General features: G+C 69.7%; 20 protein-coding genes. 12 read left to right on the plus strand and 8 right to left on the minus strand.

What is annotated here, in order from left to right:
- Nucleotide 1 precedes the first annotated feature (1 nt).
- Genes ACH4U7_RS38240 through ACH4U7_RS38250 form a run of 3 tightly spaced genes read left to right on the plus strand, consistent with a single transcriptional unit; the run spans nt 2 to nt 2609 of the window.
- Nucleotides 2-1069, plus strand: a complete 1068-nt coding sequence (locus ACH4U7_RS38240) for an NAD-dependent epimerase/dehydratase family protein (RefSeq protein WP_398532365.1) — start codon at nt 2-4, stop codon at nt 1067-1069.
- Nucleotides 1066-2373 carry a lipopolysaccharide biosynthesis protein RfbH gene (gene rfbH, locus ACH4U7_RS38245; RefSeq protein WP_398532366.1) on the plus strand — a complete coding sequence of 436 codons (1308 nt, stop codon included), beginning with the start codon at nt 1066-1068 and terminating at the stop codon, nt 2371-2373. The genes ACH4U7_RS38240 and rfbH overlap by 4 nt, the downstream gene beginning before the upstream one ends.
- Nucleotides 2370-2609, plus strand: coding sequence for an NDP-hexose 2,3-dehydratase family protein (locus ACH4U7_RS38250; RefSeq protein ID WP_319698545.1), 240 nt, complete (start codon nt 2370-2372; stop codon nt 2607-2609). The genes rfbH and ACH4U7_RS38250 overlap by 4 nt, the downstream gene beginning before the upstream one ends.
- Before the next feature lie 105 nt (nt 2610-2714).
- On the opposite strand, the gene rfbB is transcribed toward ACH4U7_RS38250, so the two are convergent.
- Nucleotides 2715-3686 (minus strand): dTDP-glucose 4,6-dehydratase, encoded by a 972-nt coding sequence (rfbB, locus tag ACH4U7_RS38255; RefSeq protein WP_398532430.1) that lies wholly within the window; start codon nt 3684-3686, stop codon nt 2715-2717.
- Between the two features lie 441 nt (nt 3687-4127).
- Here rfbB and ACH4U7_RS38260 point away from each other — a divergent pair, with 441 nt between their 5' ends.
- The 3 genes from ACH4U7_RS38260 to ACH4U7_RS38270 are packed head-to-tail and all read left to right on the plus strand — an operon-like array spanning nt 4128 to nt 7466.
- Nucleotides 4128-4940, plus strand: coding sequence for a TetR/AcrR family transcriptional regulator (locus tag ACH4U7_RS38260; RefSeq protein ID WP_398532367.1), 813 nt, complete (start codon nt 4128-4130; stop codon nt 4938-4940).
- Nucleotides 4933-5868, plus strand: coding sequence for an ATP-binding cassette domain-containing protein (locus ACH4U7_RS38265; RefSeq protein ID WP_398532368.1), 936 nt, complete (start codon nt 4933-4935; stop codon nt 5866-5868). Before ACH4U7_RS38260 ends, ACH4U7_RS38265 begins: the two co-directional genes overlap by 8 nt.
- Complete coding sequence (locus ACH4U7_RS38270; protein WP_398532369.1) at nt 5865-7466, plus strand: ABC transporter permease; 1602 nt, start codon at nt 5865-5867, stop codon at nt 7464-7466. The genes ACH4U7_RS38265 and ACH4U7_RS38270 overlap by 4 nt, the downstream gene beginning before the upstream one ends.
- A 347-nt stretch (nt 7467-7813) precedes the next feature.
- Here the strand turns inward: ACH4U7_RS38270 and ACH4U7_RS38275 are convergent, their stop codons facing one another.
- Both ACH4U7_RS38275 and ACH4U7_RS38280 read right to left on the minus strand, forming a co-directional pair.
- Entirely contained in the window at nt 7814-8020 is a 207-nt protein-coding gene (locus ACH4U7_RS38275) for an AMP-binding protein (RefSeq protein ID WP_319698556.1), read from the minus strand.
- Nucleotides 8021-8178: 158 nt separating this feature from the next.
- The gene (locus tag ACH4U7_RS38280) at nt 8179-8865 is read right to left on the minus strand and encodes a DUF2848 domain-containing protein (protein WP_398532370.1); all 687 of its coding nucleotides are present in this window, start codon (nt 8863-8865) and stop codon (nt 8179-8181) included.
- 139 nt (nt 8866-9004) lie between these two features.
- On the opposite strand from ACH4U7_RS38280, the gene ACH4U7_RS38285 reads away from it, so the two are divergent.
- Genes ACH4U7_RS38285 through ACH4U7_RS38295 form a run of 3 tightly spaced genes read left to right on the plus strand, consistent with a single transcriptional unit; the run spans nt 9005 to nt 11582 of the window.
- Nucleotides 9005-10375: an MFS transporter gene (locus tag ACH4U7_RS38285; RefSeq protein WP_398532371.1), complete on the plus strand. Its 1371-nt coding sequence runs from the start codon at nt 9005-9007 to the stop codon at nt 10373-10375.
- Nucleotides 10376-10422: 47 nt separating this feature from the next.
- Nucleotides 10423-11214, plus strand: a complete 792-nt coding sequence (locus ACH4U7_RS38290; protein WP_398532372.1) for a carbon-nitrogen hydrolase family protein — start codon at nt 10423-10425, stop codon at nt 11212-11214.
- A complete protein-coding gene (locus ACH4U7_RS38295; protein ID WP_398532373.1) occupies nt 11211-11582 on the plus strand; it encodes a cupin domain-containing protein in 372 nt (123 codons plus the stop codon). Before ACH4U7_RS38290 ends, ACH4U7_RS38295 begins: the two co-directional genes overlap by 4 nt.
- On the opposite strand, the gene ACH4U7_RS38300 is transcribed toward ACH4U7_RS38295, so the two are convergent.
- The gene (locus ACH4U7_RS38300; RefSeq protein ID WP_398532374.1) at nt 11576-12205 is read right to left on the minus strand and encodes a GntR family transcriptional regulator; all 630 of its coding nucleotides are present in this window, start codon (nt 12203-12205) and stop codon (nt 11576-11578) included. The genes ACH4U7_RS38295 and ACH4U7_RS38300 overlap by 7 nt on opposite strands.
- Before the next feature lie 686 nt (nt 12206-12891).
- Nucleotides 12892-13725: a ketose-bisphosphate aldolase gene (locus ACH4U7_RS38305; protein WP_398532375.1), complete on the minus strand. Its 834-nt coding sequence runs from the start codon at nt 13723-13725 to the stop codon at nt 12892-12894.
- Nucleotides 13726-13876: 151 nt separating this feature from the next.
- Between ACH4U7_RS38305 and ACH4U7_RS38310 the strand changes: the two genes are divergently transcribed.
- Nucleotides 13877-14665, plus strand: a complete 789-nt coding sequence (locus ACH4U7_RS38310; protein WP_398532376.1) for a DeoR/GlpR family DNA-binding transcription regulator — start codon at nt 13877-13879, stop codon at nt 14663-14665.
- A 35-nt stretch (nt 14666-14700) separates the two neighbouring features.
- On the opposite strand, the gene ACH4U7_RS38315 is transcribed toward ACH4U7_RS38310, so the two are convergent.
- The 3 genes from ACH4U7_RS38315 to ACH4U7_RS38325 are packed head-to-tail and all read right to left on the minus strand — an operon-like array spanning nt 14701 to nt 17685.
- Nucleotides 14701-15573: a carbohydrate ABC transporter permease gene (locus ACH4U7_RS38315; protein WP_398532377.1), complete on the minus strand. Its 873-nt coding sequence runs from the start codon at nt 15571-15573 to the stop codon at nt 14701-14703.
- Nucleotides 15573-16547, minus strand: coding sequence for a carbohydrate ABC transporter permease (locus ACH4U7_RS38320; RefSeq protein WP_398532378.1), 975 nt, complete (start codon nt 16545-16547; stop codon nt 15573-15575). The genes ACH4U7_RS38315 and ACH4U7_RS38320 overlap by 1 nt, the downstream gene beginning before the upstream one ends.
- A gap of 4 nt (nt 16548-16551) precedes the next feature.
- Entirely contained in the window at nt 16552-17685 is a 1134-nt protein-coding gene (locus ACH4U7_RS38325; RefSeq protein WP_398532379.1) for an extracellular solute-binding protein, read from the minus strand.
- Nucleotides 17686-17964: 279 nt separating this feature from the next.
- Here ACH4U7_RS38325 and ACH4U7_RS38330 point away from each other — a divergent pair, with 279 nt between their 5' ends.
- Both ACH4U7_RS38330 and ACH4U7_RS38335 read left to right on the plus strand, forming a co-directional pair.
- Nucleotides 17965-18864 (plus strand): SIS domain-containing protein, encoded by a 900-nt coding sequence (locus ACH4U7_RS38330; protein WP_398532380.1) that lies wholly within the window; start codon nt 17965-17967, stop codon nt 18862-18864.
- A gap of 290 nt (nt 18865-19154) precedes the next feature.
- Nucleotides 19155-22169, plus strand: coding sequence for a TIM-barrel domain-containing protein (locus tag ACH4U7_RS38335; RefSeq protein WP_398532381.1), 3015 nt, complete (start codon nt 19155-19157; stop codon nt 22167-22169).
- Nucleotides 22170-22217: the final 48 nt, after the last annotated feature.

Below are 22217 nucleotides of genomic sequence, written 5' to 3' on the forward strand. Positions count from 1 at the left end.
GATGACCACCCGCACCGCCCCGGACCGCGGCCCCGGCCGTACCGGCGGCAGCGTCGTCGTGCTGGGCGGCACCGGGTTCTTGGGGCGCCACGTGTGCGCGGCGTTCGCCGCCGCGGGCGCCGACGTCGTGCCCTTCTCCCGGACCGCCCGCCCCGCCCTGGACAACTGCGGCCCAGCCCGCCCGGACCCGCTCGCCCCCGACACCGGCGCACTGGCCCGGCTGTGCGCGGACGCCGACATCGTGGTGAACGCTGCCGGCGCCGTCTGGGGCGGCACCGAGCAGGAGATGATCGAGGCCAACACCCACCTGGTGGACCGGCTCACCCGGGCCCTCGCCACCCTGCCCGCCCGGCCGCGACTTGTGCAGCTCGGCAGCGCGTACGAGTACGGGCCCACCGAGCCCGGCGCCGTGACCGGCGAGGACCACCCCCCGGCCCCGACCACTCCCTACGGCCGCACCAAGCTGGCGGGCACCCGGGCCGTGCTGCGGGCCGCCGCTGAGCAGGACATCGACGCGGTGGTGCTGCGGGTGTCGGTGGCCTGCGGCCCTGGCGCGCCCCCCAACAGCCTGCCCGGCATCGTCGCCGCGCACCTCGCCGAGGGCCGCGGCGAACTCCGCCTCGCCCCGCTGCTCGCCCACCGCGACCTGGTCGACGTCCGGGACGTCGCCGACGCCGTGGTCGCCGCTGCGCGGGCCCCCGCGGGCCAGGTCACCGGCACCGTGGTCAACATCGGCAGCGGGCGGGCCGTGCCCGTGTGCACGTTGGTCGACCTGATGATCTCGCTCAGCGGCCGCCCACTGCGCATCGTGGAGGAGCGGACCGCCCGGGGGACCCGTTCGGACGCGCCGTGGCAGCGGCTGGACGTGGCCCGCGCCCGCCGGGTGCTGGGCTGGGCACCCCGCCGCTCCCTGGAGGAGTCGCTGGCCGACTTCATGGCCGCAGCCGGAGTGCCGCCGGCCCGGTCGCGCCCGACCGGACAACCCAAGCCGCCCGGCCACCAGGCCGGGGCCCGACGCACTGACGGCCGTGCCGACGGCGAGCCCGGCCAAGGGAAGGATGGACAATGACAGAACGGGTCGCGCGAATCCTCGACGAGGTCCGCAAGCACCACCAGGACACCCAGGCCGCACAGGGTGGCTTCGTGCCGGGCGTCACCGAGATCTGGCCGTCCGGCGCGGTCCTCGACGAGGACGACCGCGTCGCGCTGGTCGAGGCCGCCCTGCAGATGCGGATCGCCGCGGGCCGCTCCTCACGTCAGTTCGAGCGAACCTTCGCCCGTACCCTGAAGCGCCGCAAGGCCCACCTGACCAACTCCGGCTCCTCGGCGAATCTGCTGGCCGTCTCGGCGCTCACGTCCCACCTGCTCGGCGACCAGCGCCTGACCCCCGGCGACGAGGTCGTCACCGTCGCGGCGGGCTTCCCCACCACCGTCAACCCCATCCTGCAGAACGGGCTCACACCCGTCTTCGTCGACGTCGACCTGCGTACCTACAACGCCACCCCGGAGCGCATCGCGGCCGCCATCGGCCCGCGCACCCGGGCCATCATCATGGCCCACACCCTCGGCAACCCCTACCAGGTCGCGGAGATCGCCCAGTTGGCCGAGGAACACGGCCTGATGCTCATCGAGGACAACTGCGACGCGGTCGGCTCCACCTACGACGGGCAGCTCACCGGCACCTTCGGCGATCTGACCACCGTCAGCTTCTACCCGGCCCACCACCTGACCATGGGGGAGGGCGGCTGCGTGCTGACCTCGAACCTGGTACTGGCCCGGATCGTGGAGTCCATGCGGGACTGGGGCCGCGACTGCTGGTGCGAGCCGGGCGAGAACGACACCTGCCGCAAGCGGTTCGGCTACCAGATGGGCACCCTCCCCGCCGGGTACGACCACAAGTACATCTTCTCCCACGTCGGGTACAACCTGAAGGGCACCGACCTGCAGGCCGCCCTCGGCCTCAGCCAGTTGGCCAAGCTCGACGAGTTCTGCGCCGCGCGCCGCCGCAACTGGCGGCGGCTGCGGGAGGGCCTGGACGGCCTGCCGGGTCTGATCCTCCCCGAGCCCACCCCGCGCAGCGACCCCAGCTGGTTCGGGTTCGCCATCACCGTCGACCCCGACGGCCCGTACAGCAGGGTGGAGTTGATGGACTTCCTGGAGTCCCGGAAGATCGGCACCCGCAGGCTGTTCGCCGGGAACCTCACTCGCCACCCCGCCTACCTCGACCGTGCGCACCGCGTGGCGGGCGACCTGACCAACAGCGACATCGTCGCCGGACAGACTTTCTGGATCGGCGTCTACCCCGGCCTGACCGACGAGATGATCGACTACGTCGTGGCCACCATCACCGAGTTCGCCGGGGCCCACCGGTGACCGCCGTCACCACCGCCCAGCCCCTGGCCTGGCCCCGTGGGGACGCCGGGCTGCCCGCCCGCACCCCGCCGGCCACCGTGCCCGGCTGGGCCCGCGACGGCACGGCGGTCCGCCACGCCGACGGGCGGTACTTCGAGGTGGTGGCCGGGGCCGTGCAGGCGGGCAGCCGCGAGGCCGCCCTGTGGCCCCGGCCGCCCCAGGCACCGCCCGGCTTGCAGTGGACCTCCCACGCGTAGCTGTCCGCGCTCGGCCGCTACGGACACCACGTCAGCGTGCAGGCGCGGCCCGGGGCGGCCGTCGCCGGCCCGGGCCGGCCGCCCCGGGACCGGTCCGCGCGGTTGTCACGCGGTCACCCGTCGCGGCTCCCACCAGGCACGGTTGTCCCGGTACCAGTCGACGGTCCGGGCCAGCCCGCGCTCGAAGCCGGTGACCGGCCGGTAGCCCAGCTCGCGGCGGAGCTTGCCGCCGTCGATCGCGTACCGCCGGTCATGCCCCTTGCGGTCCGGTACGAACTCCACGCTGTCCCAGTCCTTCCCACACGCCGTCAGCAACCTTTCGGTGAGTTGACGGTTGGTCAGTTCCACTCCGCCGTCCACGTTGTACACCTCACCGGCCCGGCCCCCGGCCCGCACCAGCTCCACCGCCCGGCAATGGTCCGTCACATGCAGCCAATCCCGCACATTCAGGCCGTCGCCGTACAGCGGCACCCGGCCGCCATCCAGCAGCCGGGTGATGAACAGCGGTATGACCTTCTCCGGGAACTGCCACGGACCGTAGTTGTTACTGCACCGCGTCACCCGCACATCCAGGCCGTGCGTGCGGAAGTACGCCAGGGCGATCAGATCCGAGGACGCCTTCGACGCCGCATACGGCGAGTTCGGGTTCAGCACGTCCGCCTCCATCGATGAACCGGTCTCCACCGACCCGTAGACCTCGTCCGTCGACACGTGCACGAACTGCTCCACGCCGTGCCGCAGCGCCGCCTCCAGCAACGTCTGCGTGCCCAGCACATTGGTGCGCACAAATGCTCCCGAGTCGGCGATCGACCGGTCCACATGAGACTCGGCCGCGAAGTGCACCACTTGCCCGGCCTCCGCCATCAACGTGCCCACCAGATCCGCGTCGCAGATGTCGCCCTCGACGAACCTCAGCCGCCGGTCGGCCAGGTCGAGATTCTCCCGCGACCCGGCATAGGTGAGCTTGTCCAACACCGTCACACCGGAGACCCCGGCGCCCGAGAGCTCGCCCTCCAGCAGCATCCGCACATACGCCGAACCGATGAACCCCGCGGCCCCGGTCACCAGAAGGTTCACGCTGATCCCCAGCACCTCAGCACCCGTCGACGCCGCCACCCGCAACGCCGGACTGCCGATCCCACACCCCGCATCCAACACCCGACACCCCACACCCACCCCCAATCGCTCCGCCAGCACATCCGTAAACCGATCCGTCGCCTCCTGCGGCGAACTCCGATCCGACGGCCCCTCCCAATAACCGAAGTGGAGGTTGTCGCCCCACGCCATCCGCAACAGCGGCCCCAGCGCGCTGTAGTAGTCGGTCACCTGGTCGCTCGTCGGCGGCGCAGCGGTCTGCCACGCTCCCGCGGAACCGACCGCGGCCGGCCGCGGTCGGCCGCGGATTCGGAAGCTCCCCGCTCCTTGCGCAACGGCTATACGTGTGTATCATCGACGGTACGGCCGTATAGTAAACGACGCGGCCGTACAGCCAGCAATACGCGTGAGTGGGAGCGCCGCATGAAGGGAGCAGGGGATGGCGCCGCCGGGCGCAAGACCCCGGGCGGGATCGGTAGATCAGCACCCGAGTCGGAGGACCTGACCGCCCGCGCCCGCATCCGGGACGCGGCTCTCAAGCACTTCACCGATTCCGGGTTCGCGAAGGCGACGATCCGTGAGATCGCCCGCACCGCAGGTGTGTCCCCCGGGCTCGTCCGGCACCACTTCGGATCCAAGGAGGACCTCCGGGACGCCTGCGACGCATACGTCCTCCAAGCCCTCCACCGCTTCAACGACCAGGCCCTGGAGCGGGAGCGGCAGCCCGGCGGCGTGGAGCCCGAGGTGGCCGACCGCCACACCCTGGACCCCTTCCAGCGCTACCTGGTGAACGCCCTGTGGGACGACTCCTCCGTCGCGGCGCCGATGTTCGACGAAATGGTGAAGATGGTCGACCGATGGCTCGCACGGGCCGACGCCGAGCGGCCGGACGAGCCCCGGGTGGACCGGACGACCCGCGCCGCGCTGATGGTCGCGCAGTCCCTGGGGATCGCCACGTTTCACGAGCACATCTCCCGCACGATGGGCATGGACATCTTCTCCGTGGAGGGCGACCGGACGATCGCCCTGGCCTTGCTCGATATCTACTCCCACCCCCTGGTGAGCCCGGAGTACGCGGCCTCCGCTCAGGAGAACCTGGCCGGCGGCCACACTCCCGGACCCGAGCACCACCTCCCGGACGACCAGCCGCCCGCAGGGGCAGGCGGCACGTCACCCTCCGATGAACACCGAGACGAGAAGACATCCCCCATGACTGAAGGACGCTGCCATGTCTGATGCCATTACGGTGACCGGGCTGGTGAAGCAGTTCGGTCCCACCCGTGCGCTGGACGGACTCGAACTGAGCGTGGCCACCGGCGAGGTCCACGGATTCCTCGGGCCGAACGGCGCGGGCAAGTCGACGACGATCAGGATCCTCCTGGGGCTCATGCGCGCCGATCAGGGTGAGGTTCGGCTGCTCGGCGGCGACCCGTGGGCCGAGGCGACCGAGCTCCACCAGCGGATCGCCTACGTACCCGGCGACGTCAACCTCTGGCCGGCCCTGTCCGGTGGTGAGGTCATCGACTTACTCGGCCGGATGCGCGGTGGCCTGGACAAAACACGGAAGACAGAGCTGCTGGAGCGGTTCCAGCTGGACCCGAAGAAAAAGACGCGCACATATTCCAAGGGCAACCGGCAAAAGGTCGCGCTGGTGGCGGCCCTCGCCTCCGACGCCGAACTGCTGCTGCTGGACGAGCCGACATCGGGCCTGGACCCGCTGATGGAGGAGGTGTTCCGGCAGTGTGTGATCGAGGCGCGTGATGCGGGCCGTACGGTACTGCTGTCCAGCCACATCCTCTCCGAGGTCGAGGCGCTGTGCGAGCGGGTGAGCATCATCCGCGCCGGGCGGCGGGTGGAGGCCGGCACCCTCGCGGACATGCGGCACCTGACGCGCACCTCAATCGACGCCGTGGTGAAGGAGTCGCCGGCCGGGCTGAAAGGCCTCGTGGGCGTCCACGGACTGCGGGTGGACGGCGGCCGTGTGCGGTGCGAGGTCGACACCGACGAACTGGACGGGGTGCTGGGGCGCCTGACGGCGCTGGGAGTGCGCAGCCTGGTCAGCCAGCCGCCGACGTTGGAGGATCTCTTCCTGCGACACTACGCCACGGACGGCGAGAGCAGCGGTGACAGCGGCCAGGGCGCCGGAGTGGGGGCGGCCCGGTGACTGCTTTGACCGGTACGGGCAGGCTGATCCGGCTGATTCTGCGCCGAGACCGCTGGCTGCTGCTGGTGTGGATGCTGTGGCTGGTTCTGATCGCGTCGAGTCTCTCCACCACGTATCAGGACCAGTACTCGACGGCTGCTGACCGCGCGGAGTACGCGAACACCAGCGGCACCAATCCCACGTTCCTCGCACTGTACGGACCATTGCAGGACTCCGGCGCAGGGGGGATCATCTCCCAACGCCTGGGCGCGGTTCCGATCTTCATCGCGCTGGTGAGCGTGCTGACGGTGATCCGTCATACCCGGACGGAAGAGCAGGCGGGGCGGCGTGAACTGCTCAGCGCCGGCGTCTGCGGACGACACTCCGCCCTGGCCGCGGCCGTGTCGGTGACCATGGTGGCCAACCTCGTGGTCGGTCTGCTGATCGGCGCCACACTGCGTCAGGACCTCCCCGGCTCCGGCTCCCTGATCCTGGGGCTGGGCTTTGCCGCGGTGGGGTGCGTGTTCGCGGCGGTCGGTGCGCTGGCGGCGCAGGTGACAGAAAACGCGGGAACGGCCCGTGGTATCGCCATCGGCAGCCTGGGGGCATTCCTGCTGATCCGGCTCGCGGCGGACGCCAGCGGCGAGGACAGCGGCCTCAACTGGCTGAACTGGCTGTCGCCCCTGGGGTGGCGGACGGAGCTGAGCGCGTTCGCGGAAGACCGGTGGTGGGTGTTGCTGCTGTTCGTGGTGTTCACCGCCGTGGTGTCCGCGGTCGCGGTGACGGTCTCTGCGCGGCGGGACGTCGGTGCCGGCTTGCTGGCGGCCCGCCTCGGTCCGGCCGAGGCCGCTCCGGCGCTGCGTGGCCCGCTGGGTCTGGCATGGCGCCTGCACCGGACGCTGCTCGTCGGCTGGGCGGGCGCGTTCGTGATCCTGGGCGGGGTGTTCGGCGGACTGGCCGAGGGCGTGGGCGATCTGTTGAAGGACAATAAGAACCTTCAGGATGTGTTCGCCCGGATCGGTGGACAGCAGGGGCTCGTCGACTCCTACATCGCGGCCATGATGAGCCTGGTGGGTCTGATCGCCGCCGGTTACGGCGTCCAGGCGGTACTGCGACTGCGCCAGGAGGAAGAGTCCTCCCGCGGAGAGTACCTGCTCGCCTCCGGCGCCGGCCGTATCCCGTGGGTGGCCAGCCACCTGGTGTTCGCCTTGATCGGTCCTGCGGTTGCGCTGGCCCTGGCCGGTGTGTCGGCGGGCGTGGTGCACGGGGCGAACGTCTCGGACGTGGGCGGCCAGCTGCCGTCGATCCTGGGGGCAGCGATGATCCAACTGCCGGCGGTGTGGATCCTGTCCGGTCTGACGCTGGCTCTGTTCGGCCTCCTGCCCCGGCTGACCGCCACGGTGGGATGGGGCGCGCTGGCGCTGTGCTTCGTGCTGGGCCAGTTCGGTCAGGCGCTGGAATTCGACCAGAGTGTGCTGGATGTGTCACCGTTCACGCATATTCCGCGGGTGCCGGGCGGTGATGTGGCGGCAGCCCCGCTGCTGTGGCTGCTGCTGACGGCTGTGCTGCTGACGGCGGCGGGACTGGTCCGCACCCGCGGGCGGGATGTGGGCGCCTAGCGGCGGATGCCGTCCCGCGCAGCCGTACGCTCCAGAGCGGCTGCGCCGGGTACGTGAACCGGCCCGTACCGCGGTTTCTCCCTGTGCCCGCGGCGCGGGCCGGTTCTGCCGGGTCGCCTGCGGCGACCGAAAGCGCGTGGGTAGACACTGTATCCGCCCCGGATGATCACGTCCTTCGTCCGGCCGACGATCCAGAAGTATCCGTCCTGGTCGACCCGGCCGAGGTCCCCGGTGTGGAAGCAGCCGTCCCGGATCGGGATGCCGACCGAACCGGGTCTGGGCCATCCCGCAGGGAGCTGGCAGATCGGTGGCCACGATGTCGCAGTTGCGGGTGGGGTTCGCGTGGGTCACTCGGCGCCCTTCGGTGCACCTGTGGTTCCAGAGGTGTAGAGCACCACGGCGGTGTCGTCCTCGTGCAGGTCAGCCACGTCGTCGCCGGACGGTCCGGACTCGGAGAGCTCGTCGAATCCGCCGGCGTCGACGATGACGGCTTCGGCACCGGCCCGCTGTGCACCGATCCGCGCCTCATCGGCGAAGGCGTGCCAGACGGACAACAGCCGGGCCCTGAGTCACCGAGGTAGTAGGCGACTTCCCCAAACTTGAGCAAGAAATTCATCGGAACGACGATGCCGCCGGTCCGGAGCACGCCGAGGTACGTAACGTCCGGGCGCATCGCCACCGCGGGCCGTCTCCGGGGGCCGTCGGCGGCTCGTCAGCCGATGGGTTCCGGCATGGGGCGCACGTCGTAGGCGAGGCGGATGGTGTCGCCGGTGGCGGGGTCGCCCAGTTCCACGCGCCAGGCGTCGGCGAACTGGTCGACACCCGGGGCCATGGGGATGGTGCCGGAGATGAGGACGGTGCCTGGGGTGAGGGCGTCGCGGGAGCGCAGGACGTCGACCCAGTAGGCGGGGGTGAGGAGTTCGCCGAGGGTGCCGTGCTGGATCTCGGTCTCGGTGCCGTCGTGGGTGACCCAGGCGCGCAGGGTGAGGTCGTCCAGGCGTGATTCGACGTCGGCGAGCCGCCAGGCGCGGCGGGCGAGGACGTCGGGGCCGGCGTTCTTGCTCCAGGCCACGCCGTGCACCTCGAGGTCGCGGTCGGTGTGGTCGCAGGCGGCCGTGAGCAGCAGCTCGCCGTCGCCGGCCACGACGAGTGCCCACTCGGCCTCGCCGGAGGTGCGCCGGTGCTGGACCGCGACGCGGTCGATCTGCTGGGCGAGGTAGGGGGCGACGGGGTAGAGGGTCGGGGTCACGGAGGGGGTGGGTACGCCGAGCTCGGCGAGTTCGGCGATATGCGCGGCGACGTCGTCCTGGCTGCGCCCGGCGTACCCGGCGTTGAGGACCTGGACGATGTCGATCTCGCGCGTCGATCCGTCCGGCAGTTCGAAGGTCAGCTGGGCCATGAAGGCACTCCCAGAGTTCGGGTGACGGTCCGCGGTGGTGGATTTCTCCGCGGTTAACTTCTTGCGCAGGGCTTGCGCATACGACCTGTATACAAGAAGTATGCCGGAAGGTCGATGTCTCCGAGCAAGGATGGGCACCATGCACCACACCACCAAGGACGGTCCGAGAGCGTCCGAGAGGCGCTCCGGCGTCCGCCGGGCCTTCGTCGCGAGCCTGACCGGCACAGCCCTGGAGTGGTACGACTTCGCCGTCTACTCCGCCGCGGCGGCCCTGGTCTTCGGCGATCTCTTCTTCCCTTCGGAGGACCCGCTCACCGGCACGCTGCTGGCCTTCTCCACGTACGCGGTCGGCTACCTCTCGCGCCCGCTGGGCGGGGTCGTCTTCGGCCGCCTCGGCGATGTGATCGGCCGCAAGAAGGTGCTGATCGCCACACTGGTCCTGATCGGCGTGGCCACCTTCCTGATCGGCGTCCTGCCCACGTACTCCACGATCGGGGTCGCCGCCCCGATCGCCCTGGTCGTGCTGCGGTTCGCGCAGGGCGTGGGCGTCGGCGGCGAGTGGGGCGGTGCGGTGCTGCTGTCCAGCGAGTTCGGAGACCCGCGCCGCCGCGGCTTCTACGCCTCCGCCGCGCAGGTGGGACCGCCGGCGGGCAATCTCCTGGCCAACGGCGTCCTGGCCGCCCTCGGCGCGCTGCTGACCGAGGCGCAGTTCGAGGCGTGGGGCTGGCGGGTGGCCTTCCTGCTCTCCGGCGCCCTCGTCGCCTTCGGCCTGTGGATACGGGCGAAGCTGGAGGAGACCCCCGTCTTCAAGGCGATGGAGGCCGAGCAGTCCCGGCCCGAGGCGCCGATCCGCGAGGTCCTCACCACCCAGCCCCGCGCCCTGCTCGCCGCGATCCTCTGCCGCGTCGGCCCCGACGTGCTGTACGCCATGTTCACCGTCTTCGTCCTGACGTACGCCACCGGGGAACTGGGCATGTCGCGTGGTTCCGCCCTCGCGGCCGTCCTCATCGGCTCCTCGTTGCAGGTCTTCCTGATGCCACTGGCCGGTGCCGTCTCCGACCGGATCAACCGTCGCGTGCTGTACGGCTGTGCCGCGGTGGCCGCCGGCGTGTGGCCGTTCCTGTTCTTCCCGATGATCGGCGGCGGCAGCTGGATCCCGCTGGCGCTCGGCGTCGTGGTGGGCCTCGTGATCCACTGCTTCCTGTACGGGCCGCAGGCCGCCTTCATCGCCGAGCAGTTCTCGCCCCGGCTGCGCTACACCGGCTCCTCGCTGGCGTACACCCTGGCCGGCATCATCGGCGGCGCCGTCGCCCCGCTGCTGTTCACCACCCTGCTGAGCGCCTACGGCAGCTGGCTGCCGCTGGCCCTCTACATCGCCGTCGCCGCGGCCGTCTCCCTCGCGGGGGTGTTCCTGGGCCGCGATCCCGAAGCCGCCGTCGACGAGGACGCCCGGCTCGCCACACCGGCCGAGCAGGCCACGGCCGACGCCGCCCGACCCACTGCCGTATGACCGCCTGCCGTCCGACCCACTGTCGTCCGACCCACTGAGGAGGAAGTATGCGGATCGCCCTGAGCCAGCTCACCACCGGCCCGGACCCAGGGAAGAACCTGCGGCTCATCGAGGAATGGGCACAGCGCGCCGCGGACGCCGGAGCCCGTGTCGTCGTCTTCCCCGAGGCCTCGATGGCCTGCTTCGGCACCCCACTGGCACCGCTCGCCGAACCCCTGCACGGACCGTGGGCCGACGGAGTACGGGAGATCGCCAGGGCCACCGGCACCGTCATCGTGGCCGGTATGTTCACCCCGGCAGACGGCGGCAAGGTGACCAACACCCTGCTGGCCACCGGCCCCGGCGTCGAGACGTCGTACGACAAGATCCACCTCTACGACGCCTTCGGCTACCGTGAGTCCGACACCGTCGCCGCGGGCTCGCGGACCACCGTCATGGATGTGGACGGCGTACGGCTGGGCCTGGCCACCTGCTACGACCTCCGCTTCCCCGAGCTGTTCCGGGCACACGCCGACGCCGGGGCGGCCGCGACACTGCTGGCGGCATCCTGGGGCGCCGGGCCCGGCAAGCTCGACCAGTGGGAGCTGCTGGTGCGGGCACGGGCCCTGGACGCCACCCTCTGGCTGGCGGCCGTCGACCAGGCCGACCCCGGCACCGCCCCGGGAAGCGCACCCACCGGCATCGGGCACAGCCGGATCGTCGGCCCCGACGGAACCGTCCGACACGCCCTGGACGCCGAACCGGATCTGCTGGTCGCCGACCTCGACATCGACGAGGTCACGGCCGTACGGAAGAACACATCGGTGCTGGCCAACCGGCGGCCGGAGGTATGGCAGTGAGCAAGCCGGAGCTGGAGTTCCACCTGCCCGCCGGGCCGTGGACCACTACCGCGGAGGCCGGTCCGGGCGTACGGGAACGCGTGCTGGCCGACGACCCCGACGGCGGCGGCCGGACCGTTCTGGTCCACTGGGCGCCCGGCACCGACACCTCGGCGCAGGGCGTGACACGCCACGACTTCTGGGAGGAGGTCTACCTCGTCGACGGGGCGCTGCACGACCTGACGCTCGGCGAGACCTTCACCGCGGGCATGTACGCCTGCCGCCCGCCCGGTATGCCGCACGGCCCGTGGACCTCCGAGAACGGCGTCACGATGCTCGTGATCACCTATCCTGACGGACCACCGGCATCCCGGACCACCGGTCAGTAGCCCTCGAGCAGCACCTTGAGCGTCGACTGCAGGTGATGGTCGATCGCGGCGCACGCCTGCCCGGCGTCACCGGCGGCAAGGGCGTCCACGATGGCCCGGTGCTCCTTCAGCACCGCCTCCTGCCGCCCTTGCTGGTTGAACACGGCCACTACCCCGGCCCGGACCTGGCGGCTGCGCAAGCCGTCGTAGTGCCGGTCGAGCAACGTGTTCCCCACGGCCGACACCAGCGCCGCGTGGAACTGGTGGTCCACCGCGATGAACTCCCGGGCCTGGCCGGGGCCGGTGAGTTCATCCTGCCGCTCCAGCAGCGACCGCAGCTCCTGCACCGGCACCCGTCCGGTGGTGACGAGCTGCTGCGCGGCATATCGCTCCACGACGCCCCGCAGCTCCATCAGCTCCCTGATGTCCCGCCCCGTCAGCGGCGACACCCGGGCGCCCCGCTTGGGCACGAGTTCGACCAGGTCCTCGGCGGCGAGCAGGAGCAGCGCTTCCCGGATGGGGGTGCGTGAGACCCCGATCCGGTCGGCGATCTCCTGCTCGGACAGGAACGCCCCCTGCATGTTGGGATCGGTCAGAACCGTGTCCTTCAGATACGCGTACGCCGTCTCCCGACCGGACGCCACCGCAACCCCCAGAAGCTCGCATACATAGCGTATACAGACGCTACCACGCGCTCTCCCCGCGGCGCCGGACGTCGGGTGTCACCTCGCCCGGCCTTCGACTCCGCCACGGGCCGTGCGGCCGCCTGTCCACGATCGGGCGCCCTGTGGCCCGGACCCTACGAGATGTTCAGGTGTTCTCGCGGTTGTTGAGGATGTCGAGGATTCGGCCGGCGTGCCCGTGGCCCAAGCGGGGAGTCTCCGCGTCGGCCGAAGGCCGGGGAGCGGACGGGACAGCGACCGCGACCATCGCGAACTGTCGCGACTCGCACGCGGTGGCCATGCCGCCTCGGAAGCCGATCGGTGTGCCTTCCCGTCACCCAGGGTGATGCGCTCACAGTGCTGCCTGCCGATGAACCCCCGCAAGGCACCGCAATCAACGTAGCTTCAGCACAACCGTGCCACGGTCGACGAACAACCGTGGGGAACTGGTACGTGTCCGAGGGGGGACACACACCATACGTACACGCCCGTCTTGCGGGGGAAGCTGCTTCTGCCGTAGCCACGGTCAAGGGGAGAGCAGGGCAGCGCCGCGAAGGCACAGCAGCCGTCCGAACGGATCAGCGGGGGAGGATGGGCCGCATCGAGGAAGCCCACACGCTACGGCGCTACGGATAGACCCCAGCGGTATCGCGGACCCCGGGCCGTCATCAGCCGAGGACCCGCAACAGGTGTTCCACCGCCTCGGCCATGCGTATGCGGCCGGTCGCCAGATAGCCCCGCGGATCGACGGTGTGCGTGTCCTCGGTGAAGAAGTCGCGTATCGCTCCCGTGAAGGCGATGTTCAGCGCTGTACCTATGTTGATCTTCGTCATGCCTCCAGCGACCGCACGGCGGAGTTCGTCGTCGGGTACGCCGGTCGAACCGTGCAGTACGAGGGGAGCCGGGACGGTATGCGCGATTCGGGCGATGAGGTCGTGGTCGAGTGTCGCTGTTCTGGTCGTCATCGCGTGCGAACTGCCGACCGCCACGGCGAGCGCGTCGACGCCGGTGGCGGCCACGAACGCGCGCGCGGCGTCGGGATCGGTACGGACTCCGGGAGCGTGTACGCCGTCCTTGCCGCCGATCTCGCCGAGCTCGGCCTCCAGCCACAGGCCCTGGGCGTGGGCCCAGTCGGCCGCGGCCCGGGTGGCGGCGACGCTCTCCTCGTGTGGCAGCGCCGAGGCGTCGTACATCGCCGAACCGAAACCGAAGTCACCGGCGCGGCGCAGCAGCGCCTCGTCGGTGACATGATCCAAATGCAGGCCGACCGGGACCCGGGCAGCCTCCGCCACGGCAGCCGTGGCAGAGGCGAGGGGGCCGAGGGAGCCACCGTGAAAGCGGACCGCGTTCTCGCTGATCTGGCAGATGACCGGCGTTCCGGCAGCCTCGGCGCCCGCGACGATCGCCTCGGCGTGCTCCAGTGTGATCACGTTGAACGCGCCGACGCCGCGGCCGTCAGCGCGGGCCGAGCGGACGAGTTCGGCGGTGGGGATCAGGGGCATGGGGTGGTGGCCTTTCCTCGCGGTGAGGTGATCGTGGATGAAAACGCTTGTTTTGGCGCGATAAAATGCTGAAACAGGCATCATCTTTCAGAGACTCGGCTTTGGCCTGTGATTTCATGGGCCCGCACACCACGGAACAGGGGGATGGCATATGGCGGCACCGCAGGCCCGTTGGAGCGCGCTGCTGGAGATGCTGACGCGTGACGGACGGATCGAGGTCGAGGCCGCCGCCGACGTACTGCGGGTCTCCGCCGCCACGATCAGGCGTGATCTGGACGAGCTGGCGCGCCAGCAGATGGTCACCCGCACCCATGGCGGCGCCGTGATCAATGCGATCGCCTACGACCTGCCACTCCGCTACAAAGCCGCGCGCAACGCTCCGGAGAAGGAGCGGATCGCCGACGCGGCGGCGGGCCTGGTAAAGGCGGGCGCCGTGGTGGGCCTGAACGGCGGCACCACGACCACCGCGGTCGCCCGTGCGCTGGCCACCCGGCCGGAGCTGGGCACGGAGGGCGCCGGGCCCTCGCTGACAGTGGTCACCAACGCGCTGAACATCGCCAACGAACTCGTGGTACGCCGCCATGTGAAGCTCGTCGTCACCGGGGGCGTGGCCCGCCCCGCCTCGTACGAGCTCACCGGCCCGCTCGCTACCGAGGTGCTCGCGCAGATCACCCTCGACCATGTCTTCATCGGCGTCGACGCGATCGACGTCAGGCACGGCGCGACGGCCCAGGACGAGGGTGAGGCCGGTATCAACCGGGCGCTGGCCCTGCGCGCCGAGCAGGTGGTCGTCGTCGCGGACTCCTCCAAGCTGGGCCGACGGGCCTTCGCCCGCATCTGCCCGGTGGAGCACGTCCATGTGCTGGTGACCGACAGGACGGCGGGCCCCGAGCTGACCGAACCGTTCGCCGCTGCCGGCGTGGAGATCGTCCGGGCTTGAGCGTCGGTTCACATCACGACTCACCGCGCTATGACTCACTTGACGCCGCCTGCCGTCAGACCGCTGATCAGATAGCGCTCCACGAAGATGAACAGAACGACGACCGGCACGATCGCGATCAGCGAGGTGGCGAAGAGGTACTGCCACTGCTCCTGGTACGCGGTGACGAATCCGGGGATGGCCTTGGTCAGCGTCGTCCGATCGCCGGACGAGGTGATGGTGAGGGCGACGACGTACTCGTTCCAGGCGCCGATGAACGTGTAGACGAGCGCGGTCACCACTCCGGGCAGCGCCAGCGGCAGAGTGACCCGGACCAGCGCGCCCAGCCGCCCGGCCCCGTCCATGTACGCGGCCTCCTCCAGTTCCTTGGGGATACTCGCGAAGTACGCGTTGAGGATCCAGATACAGAACGGCAGGTTGAACGCCGCGTTGACCAGAATCAGCCCCTCCGGGGTGTCGGTCAGATCGAGGCTGACCATCTCCCGGTAGATGCCCACCAGTAGCGCGGTCGGCGCGAACATCTGGGTGACCAGCACCAGCAGCAGGAAGGCGCCGCGCCCGCGGAACCGGTGGCGGGCCGTGTAGTACGCGGCAGGCAGCCCCACGGCCAGGGCGAGGAGCGTGGACATCCCGGCGACGTACAGCGAGAACCACAGGGCGTCGGCGACCGGCGGGTCCTTCAGTGACCAGACGTCGGCGAAGTTCGACCATTCCCACCGCGACGGCAGATAGGAGGGCGGCGACTTCATGAGCTCCGGCGTCGGCTTCAGCGCGGTCAGCAGCATCTGGAGGTACGGCGCGAGGAACATCAGGGCGACCAGCCAGCCGACCGCGGTGAGCAGCGCGGTGCGCAGTCTGAGCGGGCGCCTTGGCCGGGCGGCCGCGGATTCGGCCGGGACCCCGGACATCAGCTGATCTCCTCTCGTCGGCGGACGACGCGCAGATACACCAGCACCACCAGGAGGATCAGCGCGAAGTTCACTACAGCCATGGCGGCCGACTCGCCGACGGACTGGTTGTCGAACGCGAGCTTGTACATATAGGTGGTGGTCGTGTCGGTGGCGAAGCCCGGGCCGCCGCGGGTCATCGCCCAGATGACCGGGAACGAATTGAACACATTGATGACATTGATGATCACGGCGACCAGCAGGGAGGGACGCAGCAGCGGCAGCGTGATGCCGAGATAGGTGCGGACCGGTCCCGCGCCGTCCAGTCGGGCGGCCTCGTACACCTCTGCCGGAATGGTCCCGAGCCCCGAGAGGATGACGAACGCGGTGAACGGAAGGGAGACGAAGACCGCCACGGCCATCATCCAGGCGAACGCCTGGGCAGGGTCGGCCAGCCAGTTCACCGGCTTGTCGAGGATTCCGAGGTCCATCAGCACGCGATTGACGACGCCGTAGAAGTTGTTGAGCATCCAGCGCCAGGTCAGCGCCGTCATCAACACCGACGCCGCCCAGGGCACGATCAGCGCCCAGCGGACCAGCCGACGCCCCGGAAAGCGGGCGTTCAGCAACTGTGCCAGGCCCAGGGCGACCGTGACCGTGACGGCGACCACGCCGACCACCCAGACCAGGGTGCGCACCACCACGCCGGGCAGGTCCTGCTCGGCGAACAGATCGGCATAGTTGGCGCCGCCCGCGAAGCCACGGGTCAGGCCGGTGGAGCTGATGTCCATCAGGGAGGTGCGGATCATCTCGACGACGGGCCAGATGACCACGGCCAGGATCAGCGCGAGGGCGGGGCCTAGCCACAGCAGCGGTTCCAGCCTCCGGATGCGCGGGATGCCGCGAGTGCGGCGGGACCGGCGCTCCGGTGGTGCCACCGGGCCCCGGTCCCGCGAGGCGCGGGGAGCGTGTGCGGTGACATCGTGTACGGCCACCCCGTCAGCCATCCTTCTCGGCGGTCTTCTGGATCTCACTCAGGACCTTTTCTGGGCCGGCGCTCGACACGGCGGTGCCGATGCGCTGCTTCACGGCGCCCTCCACGGCCGCCCAGTTCGGGTTGTCGGTGGGTGCGAACCGCGCGCCCGACAGCGCGTCGACGAACGGCTTGTAGTAGGCGGCGTCCGAGCTCAGCGCGTCACCGGCCGACTTGGTGACCGACAGGAACCCTTCCGTGGACAGGAACTTCGAGGCGTTCTTCTTCTGGTAGAAGAAGTCGAGGAACTTGTGGACCGCTTCGCGGTTCTTGCCCTCGTGCTTCTTGAAGGCCACCAGGTAGTCCTGCACGCCGAGCGTGTGGTGCGTCGTACCGTCCTTGCTGGGCAGCGGCGCGACGCCGTAGTCGAGGTCCTTGTCGACCGGGTCGATGAAGCCCTTGCGCATGAAGACGGCGCCGTTGAGCATGCCGATCTTCCCCTGGGCGAACTGGTTGAAGACGTCCTTGCGGTTGGTGGCCTCGGGGTTGGGCTGCGTCAGCCCGGCCTTGGTGAGCTTCCGCAGGAATTCAAGCGTCTCCACATTGGCCCGCTGGTCGACCGCCCACTTGCCCGATGTGTCGGTCCAGCCGCCGCCGTTGTTCATGGCCCAGATGGAGAACTCGGCCTGGGCCTCCTCCGCGCCGAGCGGCAGGCCCAGCGGGATGTCCCCGGCCTTCTTGATCTTCTCGGCGGCGTCCTCGACCTCGGCCCAGCTGGAGGGTGGCCCGGAGACGCCGGCCTTGGCGAAGATGTCCTTGTTGTAGAACAACAGCCGTGCGCTGGAGATGAACGGCAGGCCGTACTGGATGCCCTCGTACCGAGCCTGGTCTGCGAAGAGCGGCAGAAAGTCGTCGAGCACCTTCGGTGATACGACATCCTTCGCCTTGAAGATCAGGTCGTCCCGGGCGAAGTCGGAGAACTTGTTGTAGTTGAGGATGTCGGGCTGCTGGCCGGTCTGGACATACGTCTTGACCTTGGAGTCCATCTGCTCCCAGTCGACGACCTCCAGCTCGACCCGGTAACCGGGGTTCGCGGCCTCGAAGTCGCCGATGAGGTTCTCCCAATAGGGCTGGGTGTCGTCGTCGTACTTGGCTGCCATGAACTTGATCGTTTTTCCGTCGGAGCTGCCGTCGGACGAGCCTCCCTTGCCGCATCCGGTGAGACTCAGGGCGAGGGTTACAGCTGCTGCGATACCAACGAGGTGCCGTTTCACGGGGTACCACCTTCACTGCAAGCGAGTGATTGGTTCTGCTCGAAAGTTGCCAGAATCGAGCATCGACATCCATCATGCTCAAAGGTTCGCGCACGATGTCAAGGGCCGCCGGTTGCCACTCGGTTACGTCGGCGGCCCCATCGGCGCCTGAGACGGGAGTCCCTGATGAGTCGGACCGAAATCGAGATCGCCACGCAGCCCGAGTGCTGGAGCCGCGCCGCGGAACTGGCGCGGCGGCCGGACGACCCGGCGTACTCGGCCATGCCAAGGCCCGGCGAGCGGGTCGCCGTCGTGGGATGCGGGACCTCATGGTTCATGGCCCAGGCCTACGCGACGCTCCGCGAATCCGGCGGCCACGGGGAGACGGACGCGTTCCCCGCGTCGGAGATGCCGGCCGGCCGGGCCTATGACCGGGTGGTCGCGCTGACCCGGTCCGGAACCACCTCGGAGGTGCTGGAGTTGCTCGGCCGACTGCGCGGCAGGACGCCCACCGTCGCGGTCACCGCCGATCCGGCGACCCCTGTCATGGATGCCGCCGAGGCGGCCGTCGTACTCGACTTCGCCGACGAGACCTCGGTGGTGCAGACCCGGTTCGCCACCACGCAACTGGTGCTGCTGCGCGCCCTGCTCGGCGAGGACGTCGGCCACCTGGGGGCGCAGGCTGCGTCGGCGCTCGCCGAACCGCTGCCCGAAGCGCTCCTCGGCGCCGAGCAGTTCACCTTCCTGGGCCGGGGCTGGGCGTACGGGATCGCCCAGGAGGCGGCCCTGAAGATGCGCGAGGCGGCGGGCGCCTGGACGGAGTCCTACCCGGTGATGGAGTACCGGCACGGGCCGATCAGCATTACCGGACCGGGCCGGGTGGCCTGGTGGTTCGGCGATCCGGCCGCCGTTCCCGACGGCCTGCCCAAGGAGATCGCCCGCACCGGCGGCCAGTTGGTCGCCCTCGGGCGCGACCCGGTGGCCGATCTGGTCGTGGTGCAGCGGCTCGCCGCCGCCCTGGGTGCGGCGCGCGGCCTGGACCCGGACAACCCCCCGCATCTGACCCGCTCGGTGATCCTTACCTGAACCGGCCCCCTCCCACCTGACCCGCACACAGGGAGCTGGAACCGACCGAATCGGGCGTGGTTCACACAGAATTTACCGCCGCCTTTCCCCGGGTCCGCGGCCTCAGAAACCACGTCGCGGACCCAGGGAATCCGCCGTCACCAGGGACGACGGGGCCGGTGGGTAGAGCCAAGAAAATCATGGAGCCCAGCGTTGACAGCTGACGCTTATGGCCACAACATGAACACAAATAAGCATGATCTTGCAGTGCTGCTCAACGACGCCATGCCCCGCCCCGCAGGAGGACGTCAGTGCGCACCCACCCGCGCAGACCGCGCAGAACCGGCAGATTCGGCACACTCCTGGCCGCCGCGCTGGCCCTGACGCTCATACCGTCGGTGACCGAACCCCTCGCCACACCGGCCCGGGCGGACACCACCGCCCAACCGAAGGTGTCCCGCAGCGCGGATGCCCTCACCATGTCCGTGCCGGCCACCAAGACGACCCCCGGCTACACCGTCGACATCGCCACCGGCGCGCTCGCCGTCACCACCGAGCGCGCCGGAGAAGCCGTGCTCAGCACCGCGGGCGGCGACACGGGGGGCCTGCGATTCCGCTCCGGCGGCCAGTGGCAGCACGCGACCGAGATCACCGACTGGGCGTGGAAGGACGGCGTCCTCGCCCTCACCGCGGACACCACGCTCGACGGCGCCACCGTCAAGGCGCGGCTGACCCCCGCATCCGACCGCTACCAGCTGGACTGGGACGTCGAGGGCGGCAGTCCCGACCAACTCGGCCTCGCCTACGACCTGTCATCGGCGGGCCACTGGTACGGCCACGGCGAGGCGGAGACCCCGCAGGGTGGCCCCGGTGTCAATCAGCCCTGGCCGCTCGACACGGGCGAGGTCGACCACCCGACCTTCGGCCCGGCCTCGTACAACATGATCGACCCGTTCTGGTACACCTCCACCGCGACCGGTCTCCGGGTCGACACCGGGGATGTCATGGACGTGACACTCAACAAGGGCAAGGACGGCCTCGGCCGCTTCACCGTCGAGTCGCCCGACACCTACAAGGCCACCGTATTCGTCGAGTCGACCCCGCTGGAGGTCTACCGCGACTACATCGGCATCGTCGGCAAGCCGGACAAGAGCGATGCCACATACGAGCAGTACGCCAAGCCGCTGTGGAATTCCTGGGCACAGTTCTACACAAAGGTCGACCAGGAGAAACTGCTCGACTATGCCACCGACCTCCACGACAACGGTCTTGACGGGCACACCATCCAGCTCGACGACAAGTGGGAGTCGAACTACGGCAATCTGACCTGGGACCCCAAGACCTTCCCCGATCCCAAGGGCATGTCCAAGAAGATCCACGACATGGGGTTCGACTTCGGCCTCTGGGTCACCCTGTGGATCAACCTGGACTCGAACAACTACCAGCACGCGGTCGACAACGGCTATCTCCTCATGGACGCCAAGGACCCCAGCAAGCCCTGCGAAGTGACCTGGTGGAACGGCCAGGCCGGAATCATCGACCTGGCGAACCCCGACGCCAGGGCCTGGTACGAGGGCAATGTCAAGAAGCTCATGAGCGACTACGACATCGACGGGCTGAAGTTCGACACCCGCTTCTTCGACGAGAAGTGCGCGCCGCGCGAAGGCCACCAGGCCACCGACTACCAGAAGCTCGGCACACAGCTCGCCGACGAGTTCGACCTCCAGGGCGCGGGCATCCGGGTGCACTGGAACGAGACGGCCCACAAGGCCGGCTTCGTCACCCGCCAGGTCGACAAGGGCACCGGCTGGGACTCCCTGCGCGCTTCCGCCACCCAGAACCTGGCGATCTCCACCATCGGTTACCCGTTCGTCGAGTCGGACATGATCGGCGGCTCCGGCGGTCAGCCCGCACCGTCCAAGGACGTCCTGGTGCGATGGGCGCAGTCCGCCTCGCTGATGCCGCTGATGTACTCCTCGACATCACCGGTGGACACCAATGACACCACCACCGGGCAGAAGGTGGACTACGACCAGGAGACGGTCGACCTCTACCGGCAGGCGATCGAGACACACAAGAAGCTCGCCCCCTACATCTGGGACCAGGTCCAGTCCACCCTGAAGACCGGCGACCCGATCATGCGGCCTCTGTTCTTCGACTTCCCGAAGGACAAGGAGAGCTACACCGTCACCGACGAGTGGATGCTCGGCCCGGCCGTGCTCGCCGCGCCCAAGCTGAGCGCCGGCGCCACCCGGACCGTCCATCTGCCGCCCGGCACCTGGTACGACGTCAACCAGGGCACGGTGATCCGCGGCCCCAAGACCCTCAAGGGGTACGCGGCGCCGCTCGGCGTCACCCCGGCGTTCGTCGACCTCAAGGCCAAGGGCGCCGCGAAGGCCATCAAGGCGCTGAAGCGCCACGACGTCCCGGCCGCCTCCGTCCTGATCAGTCCGGACGCCCCGTCCACCGGCTCCGGCACCCCCTTCGAGGTGACCACCGAGGCGACCAACTGGTCCACCGGGGCCATCAGGAACGTCCGAGCGGCACTGGACCTCCCCGGCGGCTGGACCGCCACGGCGGCCGGCCCCACCACCGCGAAGTCCCTCAAGGCCGGCGGAACGCTCACCACCACCTGGACGGTGACCCCGGCCGCCGACGCGAAATGGGGCGGTCACGATCTCACCGGGACGGTGACGTACGACCGGGCCCAGAAGGTCTCCGACACCGTGCGGGCGGAGATCAAGGCGGTCCCCGGCAGCGTGACGGCCCCGTATCTGACGACCGCCACCACCGAAGACGCCCGATACGCCCAGGGCGGGGACCAGTTCGCCATCTGGGCCGGCGGTCAGGACCTGTCCGGCTGGAAGGACGAGAAGGGCGTCATCTACCTCGACGACGCGGCCGGCGAGAAGGCCACGGTGCAGACCCAGCTGGTCTCCCAGCACAGCGCCTCACCCTTCGGCAAGGCGGGGATCGCCCTCGCCAACGATCTGACCGCGCCCGGCAAGGGCGGTTACGCGGTACTGGTCATGACCGAGCAGTACGGGCTGGAGTTCATGACCGACAGCAATGGCGACGGCGCGCTCGACACCTGGGCGGGCGGTGGCTCCACCTACCACCCGGCGTATCTGAAGCTGACCCGGGACGGCACCGCCTACACCGCGTATGCCAGTAAGGACGGCGAGACCTGGTCGCAGGTGGGCACCGCCGAGGTGCCGTCGGCCGCGGGCACCGGTGACGCCGGGATGGTCGCCAGCGCGGCCAACGTCAGCTACCCCGGCGAGAACATCGAGGCCGTCTTCAGCGGGTTCTCCGTCGCCTCCTGACGCCACCAGGGCCAGGTGCACCGCCCCTTCCCGGCAGGCCCCGCCCCT

The organism is Streptomyces sp. NPDC020845 (assembly GCF_044334165.1).
Classification (GTDB): Bacteria; Actinomycetota; Actinomycetes; order Streptomycetales; family Streptomycetaceae; genus Streptomyces.